This window comes from Rhodoferax ferrireducens (assembly GCF_031458075.1).
Taxonomy (GTDB): Bacteria; Pseudomonadota; Gammaproteobacteria; order Burkholderiales; family Burkholderiaceae_C; genus Rhodoferax_B; species Rhodoferax_B ferrireducens_A.
In genome coordinates, this window is record NZ_JAVDXT010000004.1 from 473,090 (window position 1) to 491,444 (window position 18,355).

The following is an 18,355-nucleotide window of genomic DNA, read 5'->3' on the forward strand; positions in this document are numbered from 1 at the left end:
AAATATTAGTAGCGGTATAGCTGGCCACCAGCCATGCGCACGCGGTCGCCTACACGCAAATCGGTGGGCGTGGCCACGCTGAAGTAGCGGTAGCTGCCGTCTTCGGCCTGTACCGTCACGCGGTAGGACGCATGCACCTGGGCGGGCTGCTGGTTGCCTTCTATGCTGTTGCCTGCAATGGCGCCACCAAATGCGCCCAATACCGTGGCGGCGCTGCGGCCCGAGCCGCCGCCGATCTGGTGGCCCAGCACGGCCCCGGCAATACCGCCGATCACCGCGCCAGCGCCGCTGGTTTGCGGGCGTTCCTGGGTTTGCAGCAGCTCCATATTGGCGACGCGGCCGAATTCGATACGCTGGGCCGGGGCGACGACCACCGGTTGTGGCTGTACTTGTGCGCGGGGCGGAGCCACCACACAGCCAGTGAGACTGCAGGCCAGCAGGCCGGTGGCAAGTAGCGATGAGGTGGAAGCAAAAATACGCATGGGAGGGTCCTGGAAAAAGTAAAGGCAATCTACTAAATGACGCGCTATCGCCAATATGGTTGACATCGCGTCCCTGCCATTCGTTCCGCGGCCAGCGGCTGCCCTCTGGGCGCGAGACAATACTTCACGCGCCACACATCTGTGTAACCGGATGTGCTTGGCCGCTGACTGCCGTTATTGCCCCTTCTTATCCTTTTTCGCCGATGGCCTCGCGTGCCCACGCGCCGGCCATGGCTTTGCCTGCGTCAACCCTTCCGTGAAACTCAAAGACTTTATTGCGCGTATTCCGTACCTGGCCTGGGTGGTGATCTACACCGCGCTGTGCGCCGGCGTTTTTGCCGCCATCCTGGGGGCTGTCACCCCCGAGCTACGCGAGGAGCTGGACAACTACCAGCAGCTCGGCGTGCTGATGATGGTCTGGTCGGCCGGCGGCGTGCTCGGCGCGCTGCAGGGCGGGCGCATGGCCCAGCGCTATGCGCCGCGGCCGCTGTTCCTCAGCTATACCGCGACGGCGCTGCTGGCGATCAGCCTGATCGTGCTGTCGCCCAACTTCGGCACTCTGCTGGCCGGTTTCTTCCTGGTGGCGCTGTGCGAGACCGCGCTGTTTACCCTGGCACACAGCATTTTGGCGAACATCAGCCCGCAGGCCGAGCTGCGTGCGCGCATGCTCAGCATGGTCGATCTGGCGTTCAGCCTGGGTAATCTGGTGGCGCCGATGGCGGTGATTGGCGTGCAGCAGTTCAGCAGCAGCTGGCGCATGCCATATGCCGTGTACTTGCTGCCGCTGCTGACGGTGCTGGTGGCCTTCTGGCCGCGCCGGCACTTTGTGAACCTGGCGCCTGTCCACCATACCGAGGCGGGCGGCCCGTCCATGGGTTATGTGCAGCTGCTGCGCCGGCCGGTGGTGTTTTGGGCCGTGTTGGGCGGGGTGCTCAGCGGCTTTCTGGAATGGGGGCAAAACTTCTGGTACGTCAGCTTCGGCATCAACGCCCAGCGCCTGAGCCCGAATGCGGCGCGCATAGGGCTGGAATTCTTTGTTGCCGGCATGATCGCCGCGCGGCTGTGGCAGGCGTTCTGGCACAGCCGCTGGCCGCTGCGGCAAAAGCTCTGGCGGCTGAACCTGCTGGCGCTGGCCGGCATGGCGATGAACGTGGCGCTGGCCGGCCAGGGTGGCTGGATGGTGGCTGGGCTGGGCAACTTTTTGTTTGGCGTCGGCGTGGGCGTGGTGTTCCCGGTGCTGCTGGCCATCATGATCGACGACATGCCGGCGCAGGCGTCCAAGCTGTCGGCCCTGCTGATGATTGGCTACAGCGTGGGTTCGCAGCTGGCAGGCGTGGTGGTGGGCAGCCTGTCGGACCTGGTGGGCCTGCACTGGGCCTATGCCAGCATGTTGCTGGTGGTGCTGGCGTTCACCGGCGTGGTGTGGCGTATCGTCGGTTTCGCGGCCCCGGCCCAGCTGCAACCCCAGGCTTGAATTTATAAGAAAAAGGCCGCTGGCGCTGATTCCACCAGCGCAAGCAGCTATTTAAATAATAGCAATCAGGCCGGGCACTGGGCGGCAGCGTCGGCATCCAGTGCACTCAGGCTGGCGGCCATGCGCTGCGCAGCCTGGGCTGTGAGCTGCTGGGCGCCCTGGGCCAATGCGGCGATGCCGGCACCCACGGGTACCGACTGGCTCCACTGGCAGGCGATATTGCGGGCCTCGTCGGAGCGGCGGATGGTCCAGCTGAAGCTGGCCTCTACCCGGCTGTTGTCCACTGCCTCCCATTGGCGCAGTTGGACCGCTACCCGGTACACCGGCTGGCCGGCCAGGCGCCCGCCGCCCGATACATCGACTGCGCCCAGCCGGGCCGCAATGCTGCTGGCCAGTGCGTCGCGTAGCTCGGAGTCGAAGGGGGCGGTCCAGCGGTGCAGCTCCAGCACATCGACCTGGTTGGCGGCAGTGCGCACCACCAGCTGTGGCCGCACCAGGCGCTCGGGCAGGGCCAGTGGCGGCACTTCGATCAGCAGCGGCTTGGCCGTGGGCGCTGTCGTGGTTGCCGCAGCGGCGGTCGCCGTGCTCAGGCTGTAGTAGCGCACCGCGGGCGTGGAGCCACAGCCGGCCAGGGCAGCCAAAGAGACGACAGCCAGCAGGGCCAGGGAAGGGCGGAACAGGCTCATTTCTTTTCCTCGGGTTTGCCACGCAGCAGCGATTCGGGGTGGCGCTCCAGGTAGTCGGTCAGCACCTTGATGGACGCGGCGGCGCGGTTTACCTCGCGCAGCGTCTGGCGCAGGTCTTGTTGCAGCGGCGCGTCTTCGGACAGGGTGCGTCCGGCGCTGCTCAGCGTCTCGTTGGCGGTGTTGATGGTCTTGCGCACGTCGCGCATGGCGGCGGTCATTTCGGGCGCGACATCGTTGTTCAGCTTCTTCACCAGCTGCTCGGCGCTGGTCAGCGTGGTGTCCAGCGTGGCCAGGGTCTTGCGCAGGTCGGCACTCAGCTCCTCGAACGGCACCTTGTTGATCTTGGTCAGGATGTCGGAAACCTGGGTTTGCAGCTGGTCCAGGCCATTGGGAACGGTGGGTAGCTCGATTGGGTCGCTGGTCTTCTTGAGATCGGCCGGTGGCGCTTTCGGGAAGAAGTCCAGCGCCACGTACAGCTGGCCGCTGAGCAGGTTGCCGGTGCGCAGCTGGGCGCGCAGTCCGCGGTTGATGAGCTGCTGCAGCCGCCGCTGCTGGGTGGCGACCGGGTCGGCCTGTTCGCTGTCGAAGTTCCGGCCCAGGCGGGCGGGGTAGACCTCGATCAGCACCGGCATATTGAAGCGCCGTTCCACGCGGTCGAATTCCACGCCTATGGATTTGACCTCGCCGATCACCACGCCGCGGAAGTCCACCGCGGCGCCCGGGGTCAGGCCGCGCAGCGACTGGTTGAAATTCAGCAGCAGGGTTTGTGAGGGGCCATCCGGCGCCTTCAGTGCGGTGGTTTCGTCTTCGGCGAGCTTGAAGCTGGCGTTCTCGGCCGCTTCGGCGCCGGGGGCGTCGTCGGGTGCCTGCATGGCAATGCCGCCCATCACCACGGTGGCCAGCGACTGGGTGCGCACCTTGAAGCCGCTGGCGCTGGCCTCCACGTCGATGCCGCTCGCATGCCAGAAGCGGGTGTTGGCGCCGACGAACTTCTCGTACGGCGTGTTGACAAAGACCCGCAGCGTTACGCCCTTGCCGTCGGGGTCGAGCGCATAGGCTGCCACCTGGCCGACCTTGATGCGGCGAAAGTACAGCGGCGAACCGACGTCGAGCGAGCCGATATTGCCGGCGTGCAGCACGAACTGCCGGCCGGAAGTGTCGCGGGTGACGATGGGCGGGGCCTCCAGGCCGACGAATTCGTGGGTGGTGTCCCCGGACACGCCGGCATCGGCCCGGATGTAGGCGCCCGACAGCAGGGTGCCGAGCCCGCTGACGCCCGCGGCCTCCAGGCGCGGGCGTATCACCCAGAAGCGGGTGTCGTCGGCGATGAAGCTCTTGGCTTCTTTTTGCAGCTGCACCGTGGCCACGATGTGGGAGCGGTCTTCGGCCAGGGTGATGGCGGTGACCGAGCCGATCTCCACCTCCTTGTACTTGACCTTGGTTTTGCCGGCCACCAGGCCTTCGGCAGTGCTGAAGCTGATCTCGATGGTCGGGCCGCGGCCCAGCACGGTCTTGACCACCAGGGTGATGCCGACCAGTGCCGCGACGATGGGGATGATCCAGATCAGCGAGGGCAGCCAACTGCGCTTCTTCTCGATGCTGGGCGTGGGCAGGTCGGACGCTGCGGGTGGATTAGGCAAGGGGTCTTGGCTCATGCGGTGGATTGTGCACGGGTGGTAGTGGGAGGGCCGGCGCCGGTGCTGGGGCGTCGTCCCAGGTCAGGCGCGGGTCGAAACTCAAGGAGGCCAGCATGGTCAACACCACGACTGCGGCGAAAGCGGCAATGCCCACGCCGGCGGTGATTTCGGCAAAGCCCTGGATGCGCACCAGGCCGGCCAGCAAGGACACCACGAACACATCGAGCATGGACCAGCGGCCGATCAGCTCGACCATGCGGTACAGCCGGGCCCGGTCTTCGCGGAAACGCGGGCTGCGCCGCTGGGCCATCCAGACCAGGGTGGTCAGCGCGCCCAGCTTGAACAGCGGCACCAGAAAGCTGGCCACAAACACAATGGCCGCCAGGCCCCAGGCACCGGTGACCCAGAAGTAGATGACACCGCTGAGAATGGTGTCCACCTTGGTATTGAGCAGGTTGCTGGTGATCATCACCGGCAGCAGATTCGCCGGCAGGTACATCAGGTAGGCCGCCGCCAGCAGCGCCCAGGTGCGGTTCAGGCTGTCGGTCTTGCGCCGGTGCAGCGGCGTGCCGCAAACGCCGCAGGCCTGGCCGTCGCCCGCACCTTGCCAGGCCGCACCGCAGTGGTGGCAGCCGACCAGGCCCAGGGAAGTGGCGGTCGCAGTCTCGGTCATTCCGTGGATTCGGCAAACGCCATGTGCCAGAAGTTGCGCGGCTGGAACGACAGGATCACGGTCAACAGCACGGTCAGCGCCACAAACGCGCCCAGCGCCGGGCCGATGATCACCTCGGCCGAGCTGGTGAGCTTGATGATGGCCACCAGCACGCCCAGCAGGAACACCTCGACCATGCCCCAGGGCAGCAGCGACTGCAGTATCCGCACCAGCCAGGCAAAGCCCAGCGGGCGGCGCTGGCGCGGCAGCGGCACCAGCAGGTAGAGCAGGATCAGCAACTGCATCAGCGGAAACAGCAGGGTGGTGGCCAGCACCAGCAGCGCGACTTCGGCCATGCCCTCCTGGCTCAGTGCCTGCACGGCGCCGGCCAGGGTGACTTCGCTGTACTGGCCGCCCAGCGAGATGGCGACGATGGGGAACAGATTGGCCACCGCAAACATCAGCAGGCCGGCCAGCACCATGGGCAGAATGCGCTGCTGCGCCCGGCCGGTGTAGCGCTCCAGCTCGGTGCCGCAGCGCGGGCAGCGCGCCACCTGGCCCCGGCCCAGAACCGCCTTCTGGTACACGGCATCGCAGCCTTCACAAATGACGACGTGGTGGACTTGCTGCATGGCGGAGGTGCTCAAGGGGCGGGCGTAGGTAATGTGCAATGGTGTGCGATGTAGGCAGGTACTTTAGTCGCTTTCGCCTGCCTGCCGCTATTCAAGCCTCTCTAGGTAAAGACATGATGAAGGCTAGGCACGCATTGGCAGCATTTGCAGGGCTCGGGGGCTGTCCGCAACCGTGCCCAGCTTGAACAGGCCGACCATCCGCGTCAAATTGCCGGCTTGCTCTTTCAGCGACTCGGCGGCAGCGGCCGACTGCTCTACCAGTGCCGCGTTCTGCTGTGTCATCTGGTCGAGCTGGGCCACTGCTCCGTTGACTCTTTCAATGCCGTCGGATTGCGCGCTGGACGAGGCGGAAATCTCGCCGATGATGAGGGAAACCTTTTGCACCGAGTCCACGATGTCCTGCATTGCATGGCCGGCGTCGCCCACCAGGGTGGTACCGGCCTGGACCTTGTCGACCGAGGCGGCAATCAGGCCCTTGATTTCCCGGGCTGCTTCGGCGGCCCGCCCGGCAAGATTGCGCACCTCGCTGGCGACCACCGCAAAGCCCCGTCCCTGTTCGCCGGCGCGGGCTGCTTCGACCGCGGCATTCAGCGCCAGGATATTGGTCTGGAACGCGATGCCGTCAATCACGCTGGTGATGTCGGAAATCTTGCGGGAACTGGCGTTGATGTCTTCCATGGTGGACACCACGCGCAGCACCACGGCGCCGCCACGGGCAGCCAGGCCCGCCGCCGAAGTTGCCAGCTGGTGGGCGTTGTGTGCCGCGTCCACGCTCTGGCGCACCGTGTCGGTCAGCTCGGCCATGGAGGACGCGGCTTGCTGCAAATTGCTGGAGGTGTGCTCGGTGCGCAGGCTCAAGTCCTGGGTGCCCATGGCCACTTCCGCGCTGGCGGTCTGGATCGATTCGGCCGATTGGGAGATTTCGCCCACCAGGGATTTCATGCGGTCCTGCATGGTGCGTATGGCCTCCAGCAGGCGGCCGGTTTCGTCCGTGGCGTGCACCTCCACCGCCGATGTCAGATCGCAGTCGGCAATCCGCTCGGCCACCACCATGGCGCGTTGCACCGGTGTGGTGACGCTGCGCGTGATGCGCCAGGAAATCAGGCCGCCCAGCGCCAGAGACACCACGACCAGCACCAGCATGGTGGCCAGCGTATGGCGCTGCTGGGTTTTTGCCAGAGTCGATGCATCCAGCGACTGTTGGTCCTGCAAGTCCACCAGCAGTGCTACTTTTTGGCGCCACTGTGCTTCTTCCTCCTGCATCTTGCCGGTCAGGGTGCTGACCGCCGCCGTGCTGTCGCCGCTGCTGCCCTGTGCGACCGCCTGGTCGATGGAGGGCAGGGCCCGCAGACTGGCTTTTACGATCTCCTGCAGAGCGGCCTTTTCTTCGTCTGTGGCCATGGCGGCGACCAGGCGCGACTGCGTCTGTGCATAGCGCGACTGGGCTTCGGCGACCTGTTTGACTTCGGCATCGATCTTCTGCATGTCGGTGAACAAGGTGACATTCCGGACGTGCAGCGCCAGTTCATTGATGTTGCCCATCAGGTCGCGGGCCAGCCGGATCTTGCTGGCGTTCACTTCGGTGATCTGTTCCAGCTGGCTGGCCATGCTGCGCAGGCCGAGCCCGCTGACCACGGCGACCGTCAGGAGAAGCGCCAGCACGGTGCCGAAGCCCAGGCCCAGGCGGCGTGCAATGGAGGAGGAAGATCTGGAGGTAGAGGGCATGGAAGTCTTTGCTGGTTGGCGGGCACTTAGGGGCTGATACGCTTGAGACGGAGCTCCAGACGGGAGCCGCGTTCTATCGCTGCATTGATACGCTGCTGTCGGTCACTGGCAGACTGTGTTTTGTCGTTGTCAATGGCTTGCCGGGTCTTGAACATTTCCAGATCGGCAATCGGCACCAGTTGCCGGTTGCTGGATGGACGGAATCGGGACAAGCCATTGACCGCCAGCAGAATGCGCTGCTCTTCGGGCTTGCTGGTGCCAAAGCCGGTCACAAATTTCTGGATGGATTTTTTCAGATCGGGTGGCAGGCTGGCTTTCCAGAGCAGAGGCGACTGCGGTATCAGTGGTGACTCCCAGACGACCTTGAGCTTGCGCGCCATGTCGGGAAAGTCGCGTTGGAAAAAGGCCAGCTCTTCGTTGTTGGCCGTGGCGATATCCACTGTGCCCTGGGCCAGCTTTGTCAGGTTCTGCTGGTGGCTACCGACTTCTACCGACTTGAAAATCGCTTGGGCATTGTTGATGCCACTTTTATGGAACGCGAAATACAGCGGCACCAGATAGCCGGACGTGCTTTTGGGGTCGCCGTCGCTAAAGCGCAGGCTTTTGGCCTGTTGCAGTACCTGGTCCAGCGAATCAGCGGTTACGCCGTGGTGCGCGACCAGAATGGACTTGTAGCCCACGCTGCCATCCTGCGCGACCATTTGGGCAAATATCTCGCCCGCCCCACTCTCCACCACATCCAGGGCCGGGACATTGCCCATCCAGGCGATGTCCATCTCTCCGACCGCAAAGGCCTTGACGATGTCGCCCTGGCTTGTGTAAACCCTGAGCTCCATCGCTTGCCCTACGGCCAGGCCCAGGCGTTTGACGAAAGGCTCCCAGTTTGCCCGCGTTTCGTCCGGGGCTCGGGGCGAGATCAGGCCAAATACCAAGGTGGAAGAGGCTGTCTTGGGCTGTGCCTGGGCCGGCACCCGCAGGCCCGTGCAGACAGCCGCCAAACCCGCAATGATGTGCCGGCGTGGATAGAGCATGTTCAGCAGACTGGCAGCGGCGCCGTCAGGCGGGCACGACCGAGATACCGCGGCTGGGCAGGTTCAAGGACACGGCGTCGCCCAGTTTCCAATCGGTGGCGACGTCTGACGACACCACAAAGATCGGGCCCAGGCCGGTATCCACCGTCAGCTCGTAGATGCTGCCCAGATAGGCTTTCTTGGCGATCACGCCCGCCAGTCCGCCTTCGCTGGGCTGGCCTACCGTCCAGGCTTCGGGCCGGATGGCTGCCTTGATAGGGCCTGGCTGGACCGGGTGCAGGGCCTTCAGGCGCAGCGTGCCCACCTGTACGCTGCCATCGGCCAATGCCTGGCCTGGAAACAACATCGCTTCGCCCATGAAGCCCGCCACAAATTCGCTGCAGGGGCGTTCGTACAGATCCGAAGGCGTACCGGCTTGCGCGACCAGGCCCTGGTCCATCACGATGATCTGGTCGCTGACCGCCAGGGCTTCGCTCTGGTCGTGCGTCACATAGGCCACGGTCAGGCCCAGGCGCTGCTGCAGCCCGCGGATTTCTTCGCGCATGGAACGGCGCAGCCGGGCGTCCAGGTTGCTTAAAGGCTCGTCAAACAGCAGTACCGAGGGCTCGAGCACCAAGGCCCGGGCCACCGCCACCCGCTGCTGCTGTCCGCCAGACAGCTCGCTGGGCAGGCGCTCGTCGTAGCCATTCAGGCCCACGGCGGACATGGCCGCGTGTGCGCGTTCCAGAATCTCGGCCGCCTTGACGCCGCTGACGCTCAGGCCATAGCTCACGTTTTCCAGCACGCTCATATGCGGGAACAGTGCATAGCTTTGGAACACCATGCTGACGTTGCGTTCGGCCGGGCCCAGGTGGGTTACGTCGCGGCCGTCGATCAGGATCTGGCCCGAGCTCGGCGTTTCCAGGCCGGCGATCATGCGCAGCGTGGTGGTTTTGCCGCAGCCGGAGGGGCCCAGAATCGTGGTCAAGCTGCCCTTGGGGACGGTGAAGCTGATGCCTTTGACGACCAGCGGCGAGCGCTCGCCGCCATAGCGTTTGCCTACGTTCTTGAATTCAATGCCTGCTTGGGTCATGTGGAATATTCCTTGGTGTGTTGCATGGGTATGGAGGGGGGGCGGTAGCCATGGGCTACTTGTTGGCGCCCACGCGGCGGCGGCCGAGCTTGCGTTCACCGACGAAAAACTGGATCAAGGCCGTGACCAGGGACATCAGCAGAATCAGCACCGTGCAATAGGCCAGCGCGACCCCGTAGTCGCCGTTGCCGACCCGGCCAATGATGTAGGTGGTGGCCAGTTCGTACTCGGCCGTGACCAGGAAGATGACGGCCGACACGGTGGTCATGGAGCGCACAAAGCTGTAGACCAGCGCGGCCACCAGGGCCGGCTTGAGCAGCGGCAGCACCACCCTGCGCAGGGTCGTCATGCTGCTGGCCCGCAGCATCACCGACGCTTCGTCCAGCGATTTGTCCAGCTGCTTGAAGGACGCGGTGCCGGCCCGCACACCCACCGGCAGGTTGCGGAACACAAAGCACAGCACGATCACCAGGCCGGTGCCGGTGAGCTCGACCGGCGGCACGTTGAAGGCCAGGATGTAGCTAACGCCCAGCACCGTGCCGGGGATCGCAAAGGTCAGCAGCGCCGAGAATTCAAACAAGCCCTTGCCCCGGAACTCGGTGCGCGCCATCAACCAGGCGATCAGCAAGCCGATGCTGGCGCAGATCGGCGCGGCGATGGCGGCCAGCGTGATGGTGGTGAACAGCGAACTCCAGGCCGTGCCCGCCCAGACCAGGCCATGCTCGCCCATCTGCACGTCGAATGCAGTTTTGAAATGCACCAGGGTCAGGCTGTAGTCGCGGCCCCAGATCTTGACGAAGCCGCCCGCAAAGGCGAACAGGTAGACCACCACCGTGAACGCCAGCCAGGGGCCGGCCACCCAGGTGCAAACGCGGCGCACCAGGGTGGGCAATTCCATGGGCACACCCGCATCGCCTTTGCCCGACACCGTGGTGAAGCTGGTGCTGCCCAGAATGCGCCGCTGGACGAAGAACACGGTCAGTGCGAACACCGTCAGCACCAGTGCCAGTGCGGCCGCCATGCCCTGGTCCAGCGAGGCGCCGACGATGGCAAAGAAGATGTCGGTGGACAGCACCGCATAGTCGCCACCCAGCAGGATGGGGTTGCCGAAGTCGGCAATGCTTTCAATGAAGCCCACCAGAAAGGCATTGGCCAGGCCCGGCGCCAGCAGCGGCAGGGTCACGGTGGTAAAGGTCTTCATGCGGCTGGCCCGCAGGGTTTGCGCGGCTTCTTCCAGCGAGGGGCTGATGCCTTGCACCACGCCGCGCATGATCATGTAGGCGATCGGGGTAAAGGCGAACAGCTGGGCCAGCCAGACGCCGAACACGCCGTAGAACCAGCGCGAAGGGACAACGCCAAACCACGACTCCAGCAGCTGGTTGATGATGCCCGCACGGCCAAACAGCAGTATCAGCCCCAGGCCGACCACAAAGGGTGGCGTGATGATGGGCAGCATGGCCAGCGCGCTCAGCGGCTTCTGGATGCGCTTGTCCGAGCCGCGCTCGGAGATCAAGGCAATCATGGTGCCCAGCACCGTGGTGCCGGCTGCTGTCAGCAAAGCCAGGTACAAGGTATTCCAGGCGACACCGCAATGCACGCCGGAACGCAGGCAGCCCAGGCCCCATACCCGTTCGGTGCCGATGCGGTTCCATACGGCGGCGATGGCAAAGTTGCCGTCTTCGGTATAGAAGGCCGCGGCCAGCGACTTGGCCACCGGAAACACCACGAACAGGCATAGCAGTGCCGCGCAACCTACCACCGTGGCCGCCACAAACACATCGCCGCGGAAGTAGCCGAGCCGGGCAATGCCCGAGCCCAGCAGCATCACCAGGCAGACCAGGACCACAAAGCCACCCCAGCCGATGCCAAATTGCCCTTGCGGCAAGGCACCCAGCGCGGCATTCAGCCATTCATACGACCAGCCGGTGGCGCCGATGGTGAAGCCGCTGACCCCGATTCCCAGCAAACCCACCAGTGCGCCGGCAACCAGCACGCCACCCTGGCGCCGGCCGGCGGGCAACAAGGCGCCCAGCCCTGCGATCAGCAGGCCGGCCATGCCTGTCCAGAGCCAGGCGCGGCCATGCACGGCGGCTTGCGTCACGCCATTGGCCGACACCTGCTCGGAAAACAGCTTGGACATGGCTGCAAGCAGCGAGCCGCTTTGCAGGAAATACCACGGCAAGGCGAGATAGGCGGCGAAGCCTATGAGGACCCAGGCGTATATCGCGCGCTGGGTTCGTTCTGTAAATTGGACTGGCATAAAGGAACGATCTGTAGGAATGGAGGGGCTGCGCTGCAGGGCGGTATCGGCGGCCCCCGCGCGGGGCTCGCCGATACGGGCTTACTTGGCCTGGTTGAAGACCTTGCGTTCCCAGTTCAGGATCAGTTGGCGGCGCACGGCGGCCTGGCCGTACTTGGCGTAGTCGTAGTCGATCAGCTTGATCTTCTTGAAATCAGGGATGCGCGGGTCCAGCGGCGTGCTCTTGTTGGACGGCAGCTGGAACTGTTTGGCGGTGACCCCGAACTGCTGTGCACCCGGCGTCAAGGCCCATTCGTAGAGCTTCTTGGCGTTGTCCAGATTGCGTGCGCCCTTGATCAGGGACATGGAGCCGATCTCGGCGCCCGTGCCATCGGCGGGAGTGACTGCGTCTACCGGGAAGCCCTGGGCCTTTTCTCCGGGCGCATCGTGCACAAAGCTGATCGACAGGGCGGCCTCGCCCCGCGCGACCGCCTTGATCGGGCCGACGCCGGAGCGTGGATAGGTGCTGATGTTCTTGTGCAATGCCGACAGGTATTCAAATGCTTTGTCTTCGCCCATGAGCTGCACCAGCGTGGCAATCATGGTGTAGGCCGTGCCGCTGGCGCGCGGGTCGGACACCTGGATTTCGCCCTTGTACTCGGGCTTCAGCAGATCGGCCCAGACCTTGGGGATGGGCAGCTTTTTCTTGGCCAGCAACTCGGTGTTGTAGCCAAAGCCCAGTGGGCCTGAGTACACGCCTACCGTCTTGTAGCCGGCTTGTTCGGCCTGCTTTTGCGCCCAGACATGCAGCTGGGGCAGGGTGGCGGATTTGTATTCCAGGGTCAGGTTCTGTTCGGCTGCCAGTAAATGTGGATCGCCTGTGCCGCCAAACCAGAGGTCGGTCTTGGGATTGGCGCGCTCTGCGGTGATTTGCGCCAAGGCCTCGCCCGAGCCCTTGAGGGTCATGTTGACCTTGATGCCGCGGGTTTTGGCGAAGGTGATCTGGATCAAGTTGCACCAGTCCGCCTGGGCAGAGCAAATCACGTTGACTTCGCCGCCGTCCTGGGCGAAGGCGGGCATGCCCAAGGCCAGCAACAAGGGGGCGATGAAGAAGCGGTTCTTTTTCACTTAAATCTCCTGGAATATGGACGCAGGGGTCCGTTTGAAAAATGGGGAATCTGTAGAAATGGCGGGTGCGGTGGGTCTATCGGTCTGGCGTCATGGGTCGTTGCTGGCCTCCGCGCCCGAGGGCATGACCACGCTGACCCCCAGGGTGTCCAGCTGCACACTGACGGGCGAGTCCACCTGGCGCGGCTGGCCCTCGCCTTGCACCAGCACCAGCAGCGTTCCCAGGGCGGTCAGCACCTGGTATTCGGTATTGCGGCCCAGAAAGGCGCGCGACAGCACTCTGCCGGCCAGGCCGGTGCCACTGGCTGGCTCCAGCCGCCAGGCGTGCGGCCGCACCACCAGGCGCACCTTGCCCTGGCGCCGCGTCAGCCCGGCGCCCACGCGCAACGGGCCCAGACGCACCGTACCGGCCGCATCGGCCTCGGCATCGAACATCACGGCGTCGCCCATGAAGGCCGCCACGAACTCGCAGTGCGGCGTCGCATACACCTGTTGCGGCGTGCCTATCTGCATGATCTGGCCATCGCGCATCACCACCACGTTGTCGCTCACCGCCATGGCCTCGTTGTGGTCATGGGTGACGTAGACCACGGTCAGTCCCAGGCTTTGTTGCAGCGCGCGGATGTCCTCGCGGATGTGGCGGCGCAGGCCGGCGTCCAGGTTGGACAGCGGCTCGTCCAGCAACAGCACCTGGGGCCGCAAGGCCAGGGCTCTGGCCAGGGCCACGCGTTGCTGCTGCCCGCCGGACAGCATGGAGGTATTGCTGGTGGCGCTGGCCTGCAGGCCGACCGCCGTAAGCGCCGCCATCGCATGGTGGTCGCACTCTTGTGCCGGCAGGTTCTGCATGCGCAGGCCGTAGCCCACGTTGTCCAGCACGTTCAGGTGTGGGAACAAGGCATAGCTCTGGAACACCATGCTGATCGGGCGCTGCGTGGCGTCCATGTCGGTCACGTCGACGCCGCCGATCTGGATCCGGCCCGTGGTTGGTTGCTCCAGCCCGGCCACCATGCGCAGCAAGGTGGTTTTGCCGCAGCCGGACGGCCCGAGCAGGGTGGTCAACTGCCCTGGCGGAATGCGCAGCTGCACATTGTTCAAGGCCCGCACCCCGTTGGGAAACACCTTGTGCACCGCCTCGAACTGCACCGCGCTAGCCATGCGACAGCTCCTGCGGCCAGCGGACCACCGCGTCCACCCCGACGATGCGGTCCTGCTGCACGCGGTTGAACAGGTCCACCGTGGCGTCCATGGACACCGCGATCTGGCGGCAGATCGACAAGCCCAAGCCCACGCCGGTGGCGCCGGACGACGACTGGAAGGGCTCGAACAGGCGGGATTGCACAGCCTCGTCCATGCCACCGCCGTTGTCCCACACCAGCAGCTCGGTGCCGCTGGGCAGCACCCGTATCACCAGGCCCAGTGCACCGCCTTTTGGGGTGTGGTGGATCGCATTCGACAGCAGATTGCGCACCATCTCCCCCAGCAGCCAGGGGTCGGTGAGCAGGCGCACCGGAATCGCCTGCAGCGCAAAGTCCAGCTTCTTGCGGGCCAGCAGCGGCGCAAATTCCAGTACCACGTCGCGGGCCACGGCCATCAGGTCGACTTCGGTCCAATGGGCGCGGCGCACCAGTTGCTCCACCTTGGCCATGGCCAGCAGCTGGCGTACCAGTGCGCTGGACCGGTCCACGGTAGCCAACATCTTGGGCAGGGTGTCGCGCGTTTCCAGCTGCCCGGACATTACGCCCTGCAGCTGGGTGCGCAGTACCGCAAACGGCGTGCGCAGCTGGTGCGAGGCATCGGCTAAAAACTTCTTCTGCTGGTCCAGCGAGGCCTGTTGCTGCTGCATCAGGCCATTCACCGCGGTGGTCAACAGCGCCAGCTCGACGGGCTGCTGGTGCGGCACCGGGCGCAGGTCATCGGGCTTGCGGTCGGCCAGGTCTTGGCCCAGCAACAGCACCGGCTGGAAGGCTTGGCGCAGCACCCACCACAGCGCAGCGGCGAACAGCAGCATTTTCAACACCCACCACTCTCCGGTGGACAGGCCCAGCGGCCACAGGCTGTTGACAGCATCCAATGCCAGCAGCAAGCCGACAGCCCAGGCGAAGACAAACCAGCGGATGGAGCGGCCGACCTTCCAGGGCCGGACGGCGGCCAGGCGCCGCCAGGATCGGGGTGGGCCAGCGCTCATGGTGCGTCCTGCTTGTCGGCCAGCGCGTCGTCCATCAGGTAGTAGCCGACGCCGCGCAAGGTGACCAGGCTGGCGCCCGAGCCCTGGATGCGCTTGCGCAGGCGGTGTACCAGTACCTCGATCGCATCCGAGCCGGCCTGGCCTTCGTCGCCGAACACGGTCTGGTGCAGGTCTTCCTTGGCCACGGCCTGGCCGGGGTGCAGCATCAAGGCCTTGAGCAGGGCCAGCTCGCGCCCCGGCATTTCCAGCGGCAGCGCGCCGCGGAAAACCCGACCCTTGTCCAGGTCCAGGCGCAAGGCACCGCAGCGGAAGTCTTCCACGCCCAGGCTGCGGCGCACCAGGGCCTTGAGCCGGGCCACCAGCTCTTCCACGTCGAAGGGTTTGCTCAGGTAGTCGTCGGCACCCGAGTTCAGGCCCAGCACCCGGTCTTCTACCGCGGTGCGGGCGGTCATCACCAGCACCGGCAGGCGCGAACCTTCGTCGCGCAAGCGCTGCAGCACCTCTAGGCCATCCAGGCCGGGCAAGGTCAAATCCAGCAGGGCCGCATCAAACTGGCGCTGCCGCAGCATCACCAAGGCCTCCAGGCCATCGGCACAGCAAACCACCTGAAAACCGCGCGCCACCAGCATGCGGCTCAGCGCATCCACCAGGTTCAGATCGTCTTCCACCAACAAGATATTCATGCCTGCATCATGCCGGCCGGCACAGGGGCCAGCCACAGAGAAAACGCCGACAGTTGGTGATAGCTAGGTGAAAGCTTGGCCCGGGCCGCACCCGAGGGGCCATTTGCCTTTGGGCTAGTTTTAGAGTCGAATCGGCTGCTGGCACATATTTACCATGTGCTGAATGCTATAAATAAAATAGCATTGCATGTGTCCAGCAACAGCCGGGTGCGGCCCTCGCTGGCAGCGGGAATCCGGTTCTCAGTAAACTAGTGTAGCGGCCCTCTGGCCATATCTCTGATCCACCCCAAACACCTACCCTTGGGCTCGGTGCCCGTCGTTCATGCCGCCATCCACGCCACGTATTTCCCTGGGGACCTCGGGCCTCGACATCAGCCGCCTGGTCTATGGCGTCTGGCGCCTGGCCGAGAGTGCCGACACCTCGGTGCCGGCCACCTTGCGCAAAATCCACGCCTGCCTGGACCAGGGCATCACCACCTTCGACCATGCCGACATCTACGGCAACTACGCCTGTGAAGCCTTGTTTGGCGACGCGCTGAAGGCCGAGCCGGCGCTGGCCGCGCGCCTGCAGACCGTCACCAAGTGCGGCATCATGCTGGCCTCGTCCAAGTACCCCGAGCGCCGGGTCAAACACTACGACACCTCGGCTGCGCACATCCGCGCCTCGGTCGATGCCTCGCTGCAGAAGCTGGGCGTCGAGGTGATCGACCTGCTGTTGCTACACCGCCCCGACCCGTTCATGGACGCGGCCGAGACCGGCGCCTGCCTGAACCAACTGGTGCAGTCCGGCAAGGTGCGCGCGGTCGGCGTATCCAACTTCCAGCCCTGGGACTGCGAGTTGCTGCAGTCGGCCATGCAGACCCCGCTGGCCACCAACCAGATCGAACTCAGCCTGCTGGCGCAGCAGCCGTTCACCGATGGCCAGCTGGCTTATCTGCAGCGCAAGCAATTGCCGCCCATGGCCTGGTCGCCATTGGCCGGCGGCGCGCTGTTTGGCGATGGCGCAGCCGCCCAGCGCGTGCGCCCGGTGCTGCAAGCCCTGGCCAGCCAGTACGGCGTGGGCCTGGACGCGGTGGCCGTGGCCTGGTTGCTCGCGCACCCGGCGCGCATCGTGCCGGTGCTGGGCACCAACGACCTGGGCCGGGTGCAGGCCCTGGGCGATGCCTTCAAGGTCCACATCGACCGCGAGACCTGGTACCAGCTGTACACGCTGGCGGCTGGCGTGGAGGTGCCATGAGCCGTGATTTGCGCGACGCCTTCGGCTGCTTTGCCACCGGTGTGACCCTGGTCACCACCCATTGGAACGGGCAGGACTGGGGCATGACCTGCAGCTCGTTCAACGCCGTGTCGCTGGACCCGGCGCTGGTGCTGTGGAACATCCGGCACAACGCCACCAGCCATGAAGCCTTTGTGCACGGCGGCGGCTATACCGTCAGTGTGCTGGGCAGCGAACACAAGGAACTGGCCCAGGCTTTTGCCCGAGGTACCCAGGCCGAGCGCTTTGCGTCGGCCAAGTTCTCGCGGCGTAAGAGCGGGCGGCTGCAGCTGGTCCATGCCCTGGCCTGGTTCGACTGCACTTTGCAGCAGGCCGTGACCGCCGGCGACCACGACATCCTGATCGGCCAGGTCGACCAGTACGGTAGCCGCGCCGGCAAGGGCCTGGTGTTCGAGCGCGGCCAGTTCGCCGTCGATACGCTGGCGGTCGGCGCCGTGGCCACCTCGCCGTTTTGAGCATGCACACCATGGACTGGCCCAGCGACTGGTTGCTGCCCGATTGGCCGGCGCCTGCCCACGTGCATGCGGTGTTCACCACCCGGGCCGGTGGCCATTCGGTGGCACCGTATGACAGCATGAACCTGGGCGACCATGTGGGCGATGTGCCGGACCATGTGCAGCGCAACCGCCAGGTGTTGGCCCAGGCGCTGGCGGCGCGGCCGGTGTTTTTGCAGCAGGTGCATGGCCGTGTGGTCGCGCGGCTGCAGGCGCCGAGTGCCGAGACCATCGTCGCCGATGCCAGCATCAGCACCCAGCCCGGCCTGGCCTGTACCGCCATGGTCGCCGACTGCCTGCCGGTGCTGTTCACCGACCGCCGCGGCAGCGTGGTGGCCGCCAGCCATGCGGGCTGGCGCGGCCTGCTGGGCGCAGACGGCCAGGGCGTGCTGGAGACAACTTACAAGGAAATAGTGGCTCTGGCGCAGGCAGGGTCTGCGCTGGCAGCTACAGAAATAATAGCTTGGCTGGGCCCGTGTATCGGCCCGCAGCAGTTTGAGGTGGGGCCCGAGGTGCCGGCGGCCTTTCTGTCCCAGCATCCGCAGGCTGCGGACTTGTTTGTGCCGCACGGCCCGGGCAAATGGCTGGCCGATCTGCCCGGCCTGGCGCGCTTGCGGCTGCAGGCGCTGGGCGTGAGCGGCATCTATGGCAACGACGGCAGCCCAGACTGGTGCACCGTCAGCAACCCGTCACGGTTCTTTTCGTACCGGCGCGACGGGGTCTGCGGCCGCATGGCTGCCTGCATCTGGCTCGGCCGCTAGCTGGGCGGCCTGCTGCGCAGCATGCTCCGCGGCCTCGCGCTGCTTGATGGCGCGGCGCCGCGCGGGCGCGCCCATCAGGTAAACCACCAGTGTCACAGGACCCAGTCCATAGAGTACAAACGTCATAACGCCACCCAGCACGGTGCCGTTACTATTAGTCGCTTCTGCGACAGCCATCATGAGGGCCACGTAAATCCA

Annotated in this window: 17 protein-coding genes; 4 read left to right on the top strand and 13 right to left on the bottom strand. The window is 65.3% G+C overall.

Translation table 11 applies throughout. The annotated features are described in order from the left end of the window. Positions 1-5 precede the first annotated feature (5 nt). Positions 6-482, bottom strand: a complete 477-nt coding sequence (locus tag J2X19_RS20735) for an outer membrane lipoprotein (RefSeq protein WP_310376124.1) — start codon at positions 480-482, stop codon at positions 6-8. Positions 483-738: 256 nt separating this feature from the next. On the opposite strand from J2X19_RS20735, the gene J2X19_RS20740 reads away from it, so the two are divergent. After that, positions 739-1,956, top strand: coding sequence for an MFS transporter (locus tag J2X19_RS20740; protein WP_310376126.1), 1,218 nt, complete (start codon positions 739-741; stop codon positions 1,954-1,956). A 65-nt stretch (positions 1,957-2,021) separates the two neighbouring features. Here J2X19_RS20740 and J2X19_RS20745 read toward each other — a convergent pair whose 3' ends face one another. From J2X19_RS20745 to J2X19_RS20800, 12 genes are all read right to left on the bottom strand, one after another. Beyond that, complete coding sequence (locus J2X19_RS20745) at positions 2,022-2,642, bottom strand: PqiC family protein (RefSeq protein WP_310376128.1); 621 nt, start codon at positions 2,640-2,642, stop codon at positions 2,022-2,024. Then, positions 2,639-4,297, bottom strand: a complete 1,659-nt coding sequence (locus tag J2X19_RS20750; RefSeq protein ID WP_310376130.1) for a PqiB family protein — start codon at positions 4,295-4,297, stop codon at positions 2,639-2,641. The genes J2X19_RS20745 and J2X19_RS20750 overlap by 4 nt, the downstream gene beginning before the upstream one ends. Next, the gene (locus J2X19_RS20755; RefSeq protein WP_116604176.1) at positions 4,275-4,952 is read right to left on the bottom strand and encodes a paraquat-inducible protein A; all 678 of its coding nucleotides are present in this window, start codon (positions 4,950-4,952) and stop codon (positions 4,275-4,277) included. Before J2X19_RS20755 ends, J2X19_RS20750 begins: the two co-directional genes overlap by 23 nt. Continuing rightward, on the bottom strand, positions 4,949-5,563 hold the full coding sequence (locus J2X19_RS20760) for a paraquat-inducible protein A (protein WP_310376229.1): 615 nt from the start codon (positions 5,561-5,563) through the stop codon (positions 4,949-4,951). Before J2X19_RS20760 ends, J2X19_RS20755 begins: the two co-directional genes overlap by 4 nt. A gap of 123 nt (positions 5,564-5,686) precedes the next feature. After that, entirely contained in the window at positions 5,687-7,288 is a 1,602-nt protein-coding gene (locus J2X19_RS20765) for a methyl-accepting chemotaxis protein (protein ID WP_310376135.1), read from the bottom strand. Positions 7,289-7,314: 26 nt separating this feature from the next. Further along, entirely contained in the window at positions 7,315-8,319 is a 1,005-nt protein-coding gene (gene phnD, locus J2X19_RS20770; RefSeq protein ID WP_310376137.1) for a phosphate/phosphite/phosphonate ABC transporter substrate-binding protein, read from the bottom strand. 25 nt (positions 8,320-8,344) lie between these two features. After that, a complete protein-coding gene (locus tag J2X19_RS20775; RefSeq protein ID WP_116604172.1) occupies positions 8,345-9,391 on the bottom strand; it encodes an ABC transporter ATP-binding protein in 1,047 nt (348 codons plus the stop codon). A 55-nt stretch (positions 9,392-9,446) separates the two neighbouring features. Continuing rightward, the gene (locus J2X19_RS20780) at positions 9,447-11,651 is read right to left on the bottom strand and encodes an ABC transporter permease (RefSeq protein WP_310376140.1); all 2,205 of its coding nucleotides are present in this window, start codon (positions 11,649-11,651) and stop codon (positions 9,447-9,449) included. Positions 11,652-11,732: 81 nt separating this feature from the next. Next, positions 11,733-12,710: an ABC transporter substrate-binding protein gene (locus J2X19_RS20785; RefSeq protein ID WP_116604288.1), complete on the bottom strand. Its 978-nt coding sequence runs from the start codon at positions 12,708-12,710 to the stop codon at positions 11,733-11,735. A gap of 138 nt (positions 12,711-12,848) precedes the next feature. After that, positions 12,849-13,913 (bottom strand): ABC transporter ATP-binding protein, encoded by a 1,065-nt coding sequence (locus J2X19_RS20790; RefSeq protein ID WP_310376142.1) that lies wholly within the window; start codon positions 13,911-13,913, stop codon positions 12,849-12,851. Next, positions 13,906-14,943, bottom strand: a complete 1,038-nt coding sequence (locus J2X19_RS20795; RefSeq protein ID WP_310376144.1) for a sensor histidine kinase — start codon at positions 14,941-14,943, stop codon at positions 13,906-13,908. The genes J2X19_RS20790 and J2X19_RS20795 overlap by 8 nt, the downstream gene beginning before the upstream one ends. Then, entirely contained in the window at positions 14,940-15,626 is a 687-nt protein-coding gene (locus J2X19_RS20800) for a response regulator transcription factor (RefSeq protein ID WP_310376146.1), read from the bottom strand. Before J2X19_RS20800 ends, J2X19_RS20795 begins: the two co-directional genes overlap by 4 nt. Positions 15,627-15,948: 322 nt before the next feature. Here J2X19_RS20800 and J2X19_RS20805 point away from each other — a divergent pair, with 322 nt between their 5' ends. The 3 genes from J2X19_RS20805 to pgeF are packed head-to-tail and all read left to right on the top strand — an operon-like array spanning position 15,949 to position 18,157. Beyond that, positions 15,949-16,863 carry an aldo/keto reductase gene (locus J2X19_RS20805; RefSeq protein WP_310376148.1) on the top strand — a complete coding sequence of 305 codons (915 nt, stop codon included), beginning with the start codon at positions 15,949-15,951 and terminating at the stop codon, positions 16,861-16,863. Next, complete coding sequence (locus J2X19_RS20810; RefSeq protein WP_310376151.1) at positions 16,860-17,357, top strand: flavin reductase family protein; 498 nt, start codon at positions 16,860-16,862, stop codon at positions 17,355-17,357. The genes J2X19_RS20805 and J2X19_RS20810 overlap by 4 nt, the downstream gene beginning before the upstream one ends. 2 nt (positions 17,358-17,359) lie before the next feature. Further along, positions 17,360-18,157: a peptidoglycan editing factor PgeF gene (gene pgeF / locus J2X19_RS20815; RefSeq protein ID WP_405048707.1), complete on the top strand. Its 798-nt coding sequence runs from the start codon at positions 17,360-17,362 to the stop codon at positions 18,155-18,157. Positions 18,158-18,355 lie beyond the last annotated feature (198 nt).

What these genes read in the sequence shown, in the direction of transcription:
- J2X19_RS20810 (WP_310376151.1), top strand. Translation starts at nt 16,860, where the DNA reads ATGAGCCGTGATTTGCGCGACGCCTTCGGCTGCTTTGCCACCGGTGTG.
- J2X19_RS20785 (WP_116604288.1), bottom strand. Translation starts at nt 12,710, where the DNA reads ATGCCCGCCTTCGCCCAGGACGGCGGCGAAGTCAACGTGATTTGCTCT.
- J2X19_RS20775 (WP_116604172.1), bottom strand. Translation starts at nt 9,391, where the DNA reads ATGACCCAAGCAGGCATTGAATTCAAGAACGTAGGCAAACGCTATGGC.
- J2X19_RS20805 (WP_310376148.1), top strand. Translation starts at nt 15,949, where the DNA reads ATGCCGCCATCCACGCCACGTATTTCCCTGGGGACCTCGGGCCTCGAC.
- J2X19_RS20790 (WP_310376142.1), bottom strand. Translation starts at nt 13,913, where the DNA reads ATGGCTAGCGCGGTGCAGTTCGAGGCGGTGCACAAGGTGTTTCCCAAC.
- J2X19_RS20735 (WP_310376124.1), bottom strand. Translation starts at nt 482, where the DNA reads ATGCGTATTTTTGCTTCCACCTCATCGCTACTTGCCACCGGCCTGCTG.
- phnD (WP_310376137.1), bottom strand. Translation starts at nt 8,319, where the DNA reads ATGCTCTATCCACGCCGGCACATCATTGCGGGTTTGGCGGCTGTCTGC.
- J2X19_RS20765 (WP_310376135.1), bottom strand. Translation starts at nt 7,288, where the DNA reads ATGCCCTCTACCTCCAGATCTTCCTCCTCCATTGCACGCCGCCTGGGC.
- J2X19_RS20755 (WP_116604176.1), bottom strand. Translation starts at nt 4,952, where the DNA reads ATGACCGAGACTGCGACCGCCACTTCCCTGGGCCTGGTCGGCTGCCAC.
- J2X19_RS20795 (WP_310376144.1), bottom strand. Translation starts at nt 14,943, where the DNA reads ATGAGCGCTGGCCCACCCCGATCCTGGCGGCGCCTGGCCGCCGTCCGG.
- pgeF (WP_405048707.1), top strand. Translation starts at nt 17,360, where the DNA reads ATGCACACCATGGACTGGCCCAGCGACTGGTTGCTGCCCGATTGGCCG.
- J2X19_RS20780 (WP_310376140.1), bottom strand. Translation starts at nt 11,651, where the DNA reads ATGCCAGTCCAATTTACAGAACGAACCCAGCGCGCGATATACGCCTGG.
- J2X19_RS20745 (WP_310376128.1), bottom strand. Translation starts at nt 2,642, where the DNA reads ATGAGCCTGTTCCGCCCTTCCCTGGCCCTGCTGGCTGTCGTCTCTTTG.
- J2X19_RS20800 (WP_310376146.1), bottom strand. Translation starts at nt 15,626, where the DNA reads ATGAATATCTTGTTGGTGGAAGACGATCTGAACCTGGTGGATGCGCTG.
- J2X19_RS20760 (WP_310376229.1), bottom strand. Translation starts at nt 5,563, where the DNA reads ATGCAGCAAGTCCACCACGTCGTCATTTGTGAAGGCTGCGATGCCGTG.
- J2X19_RS20750 (WP_310376130.1), bottom strand. Translation starts at nt 4,297, where the DNA reads ATGAGCCAAGACCCCTTGCCTAATCCACCCGCAGCGTCCGACCTGCCC.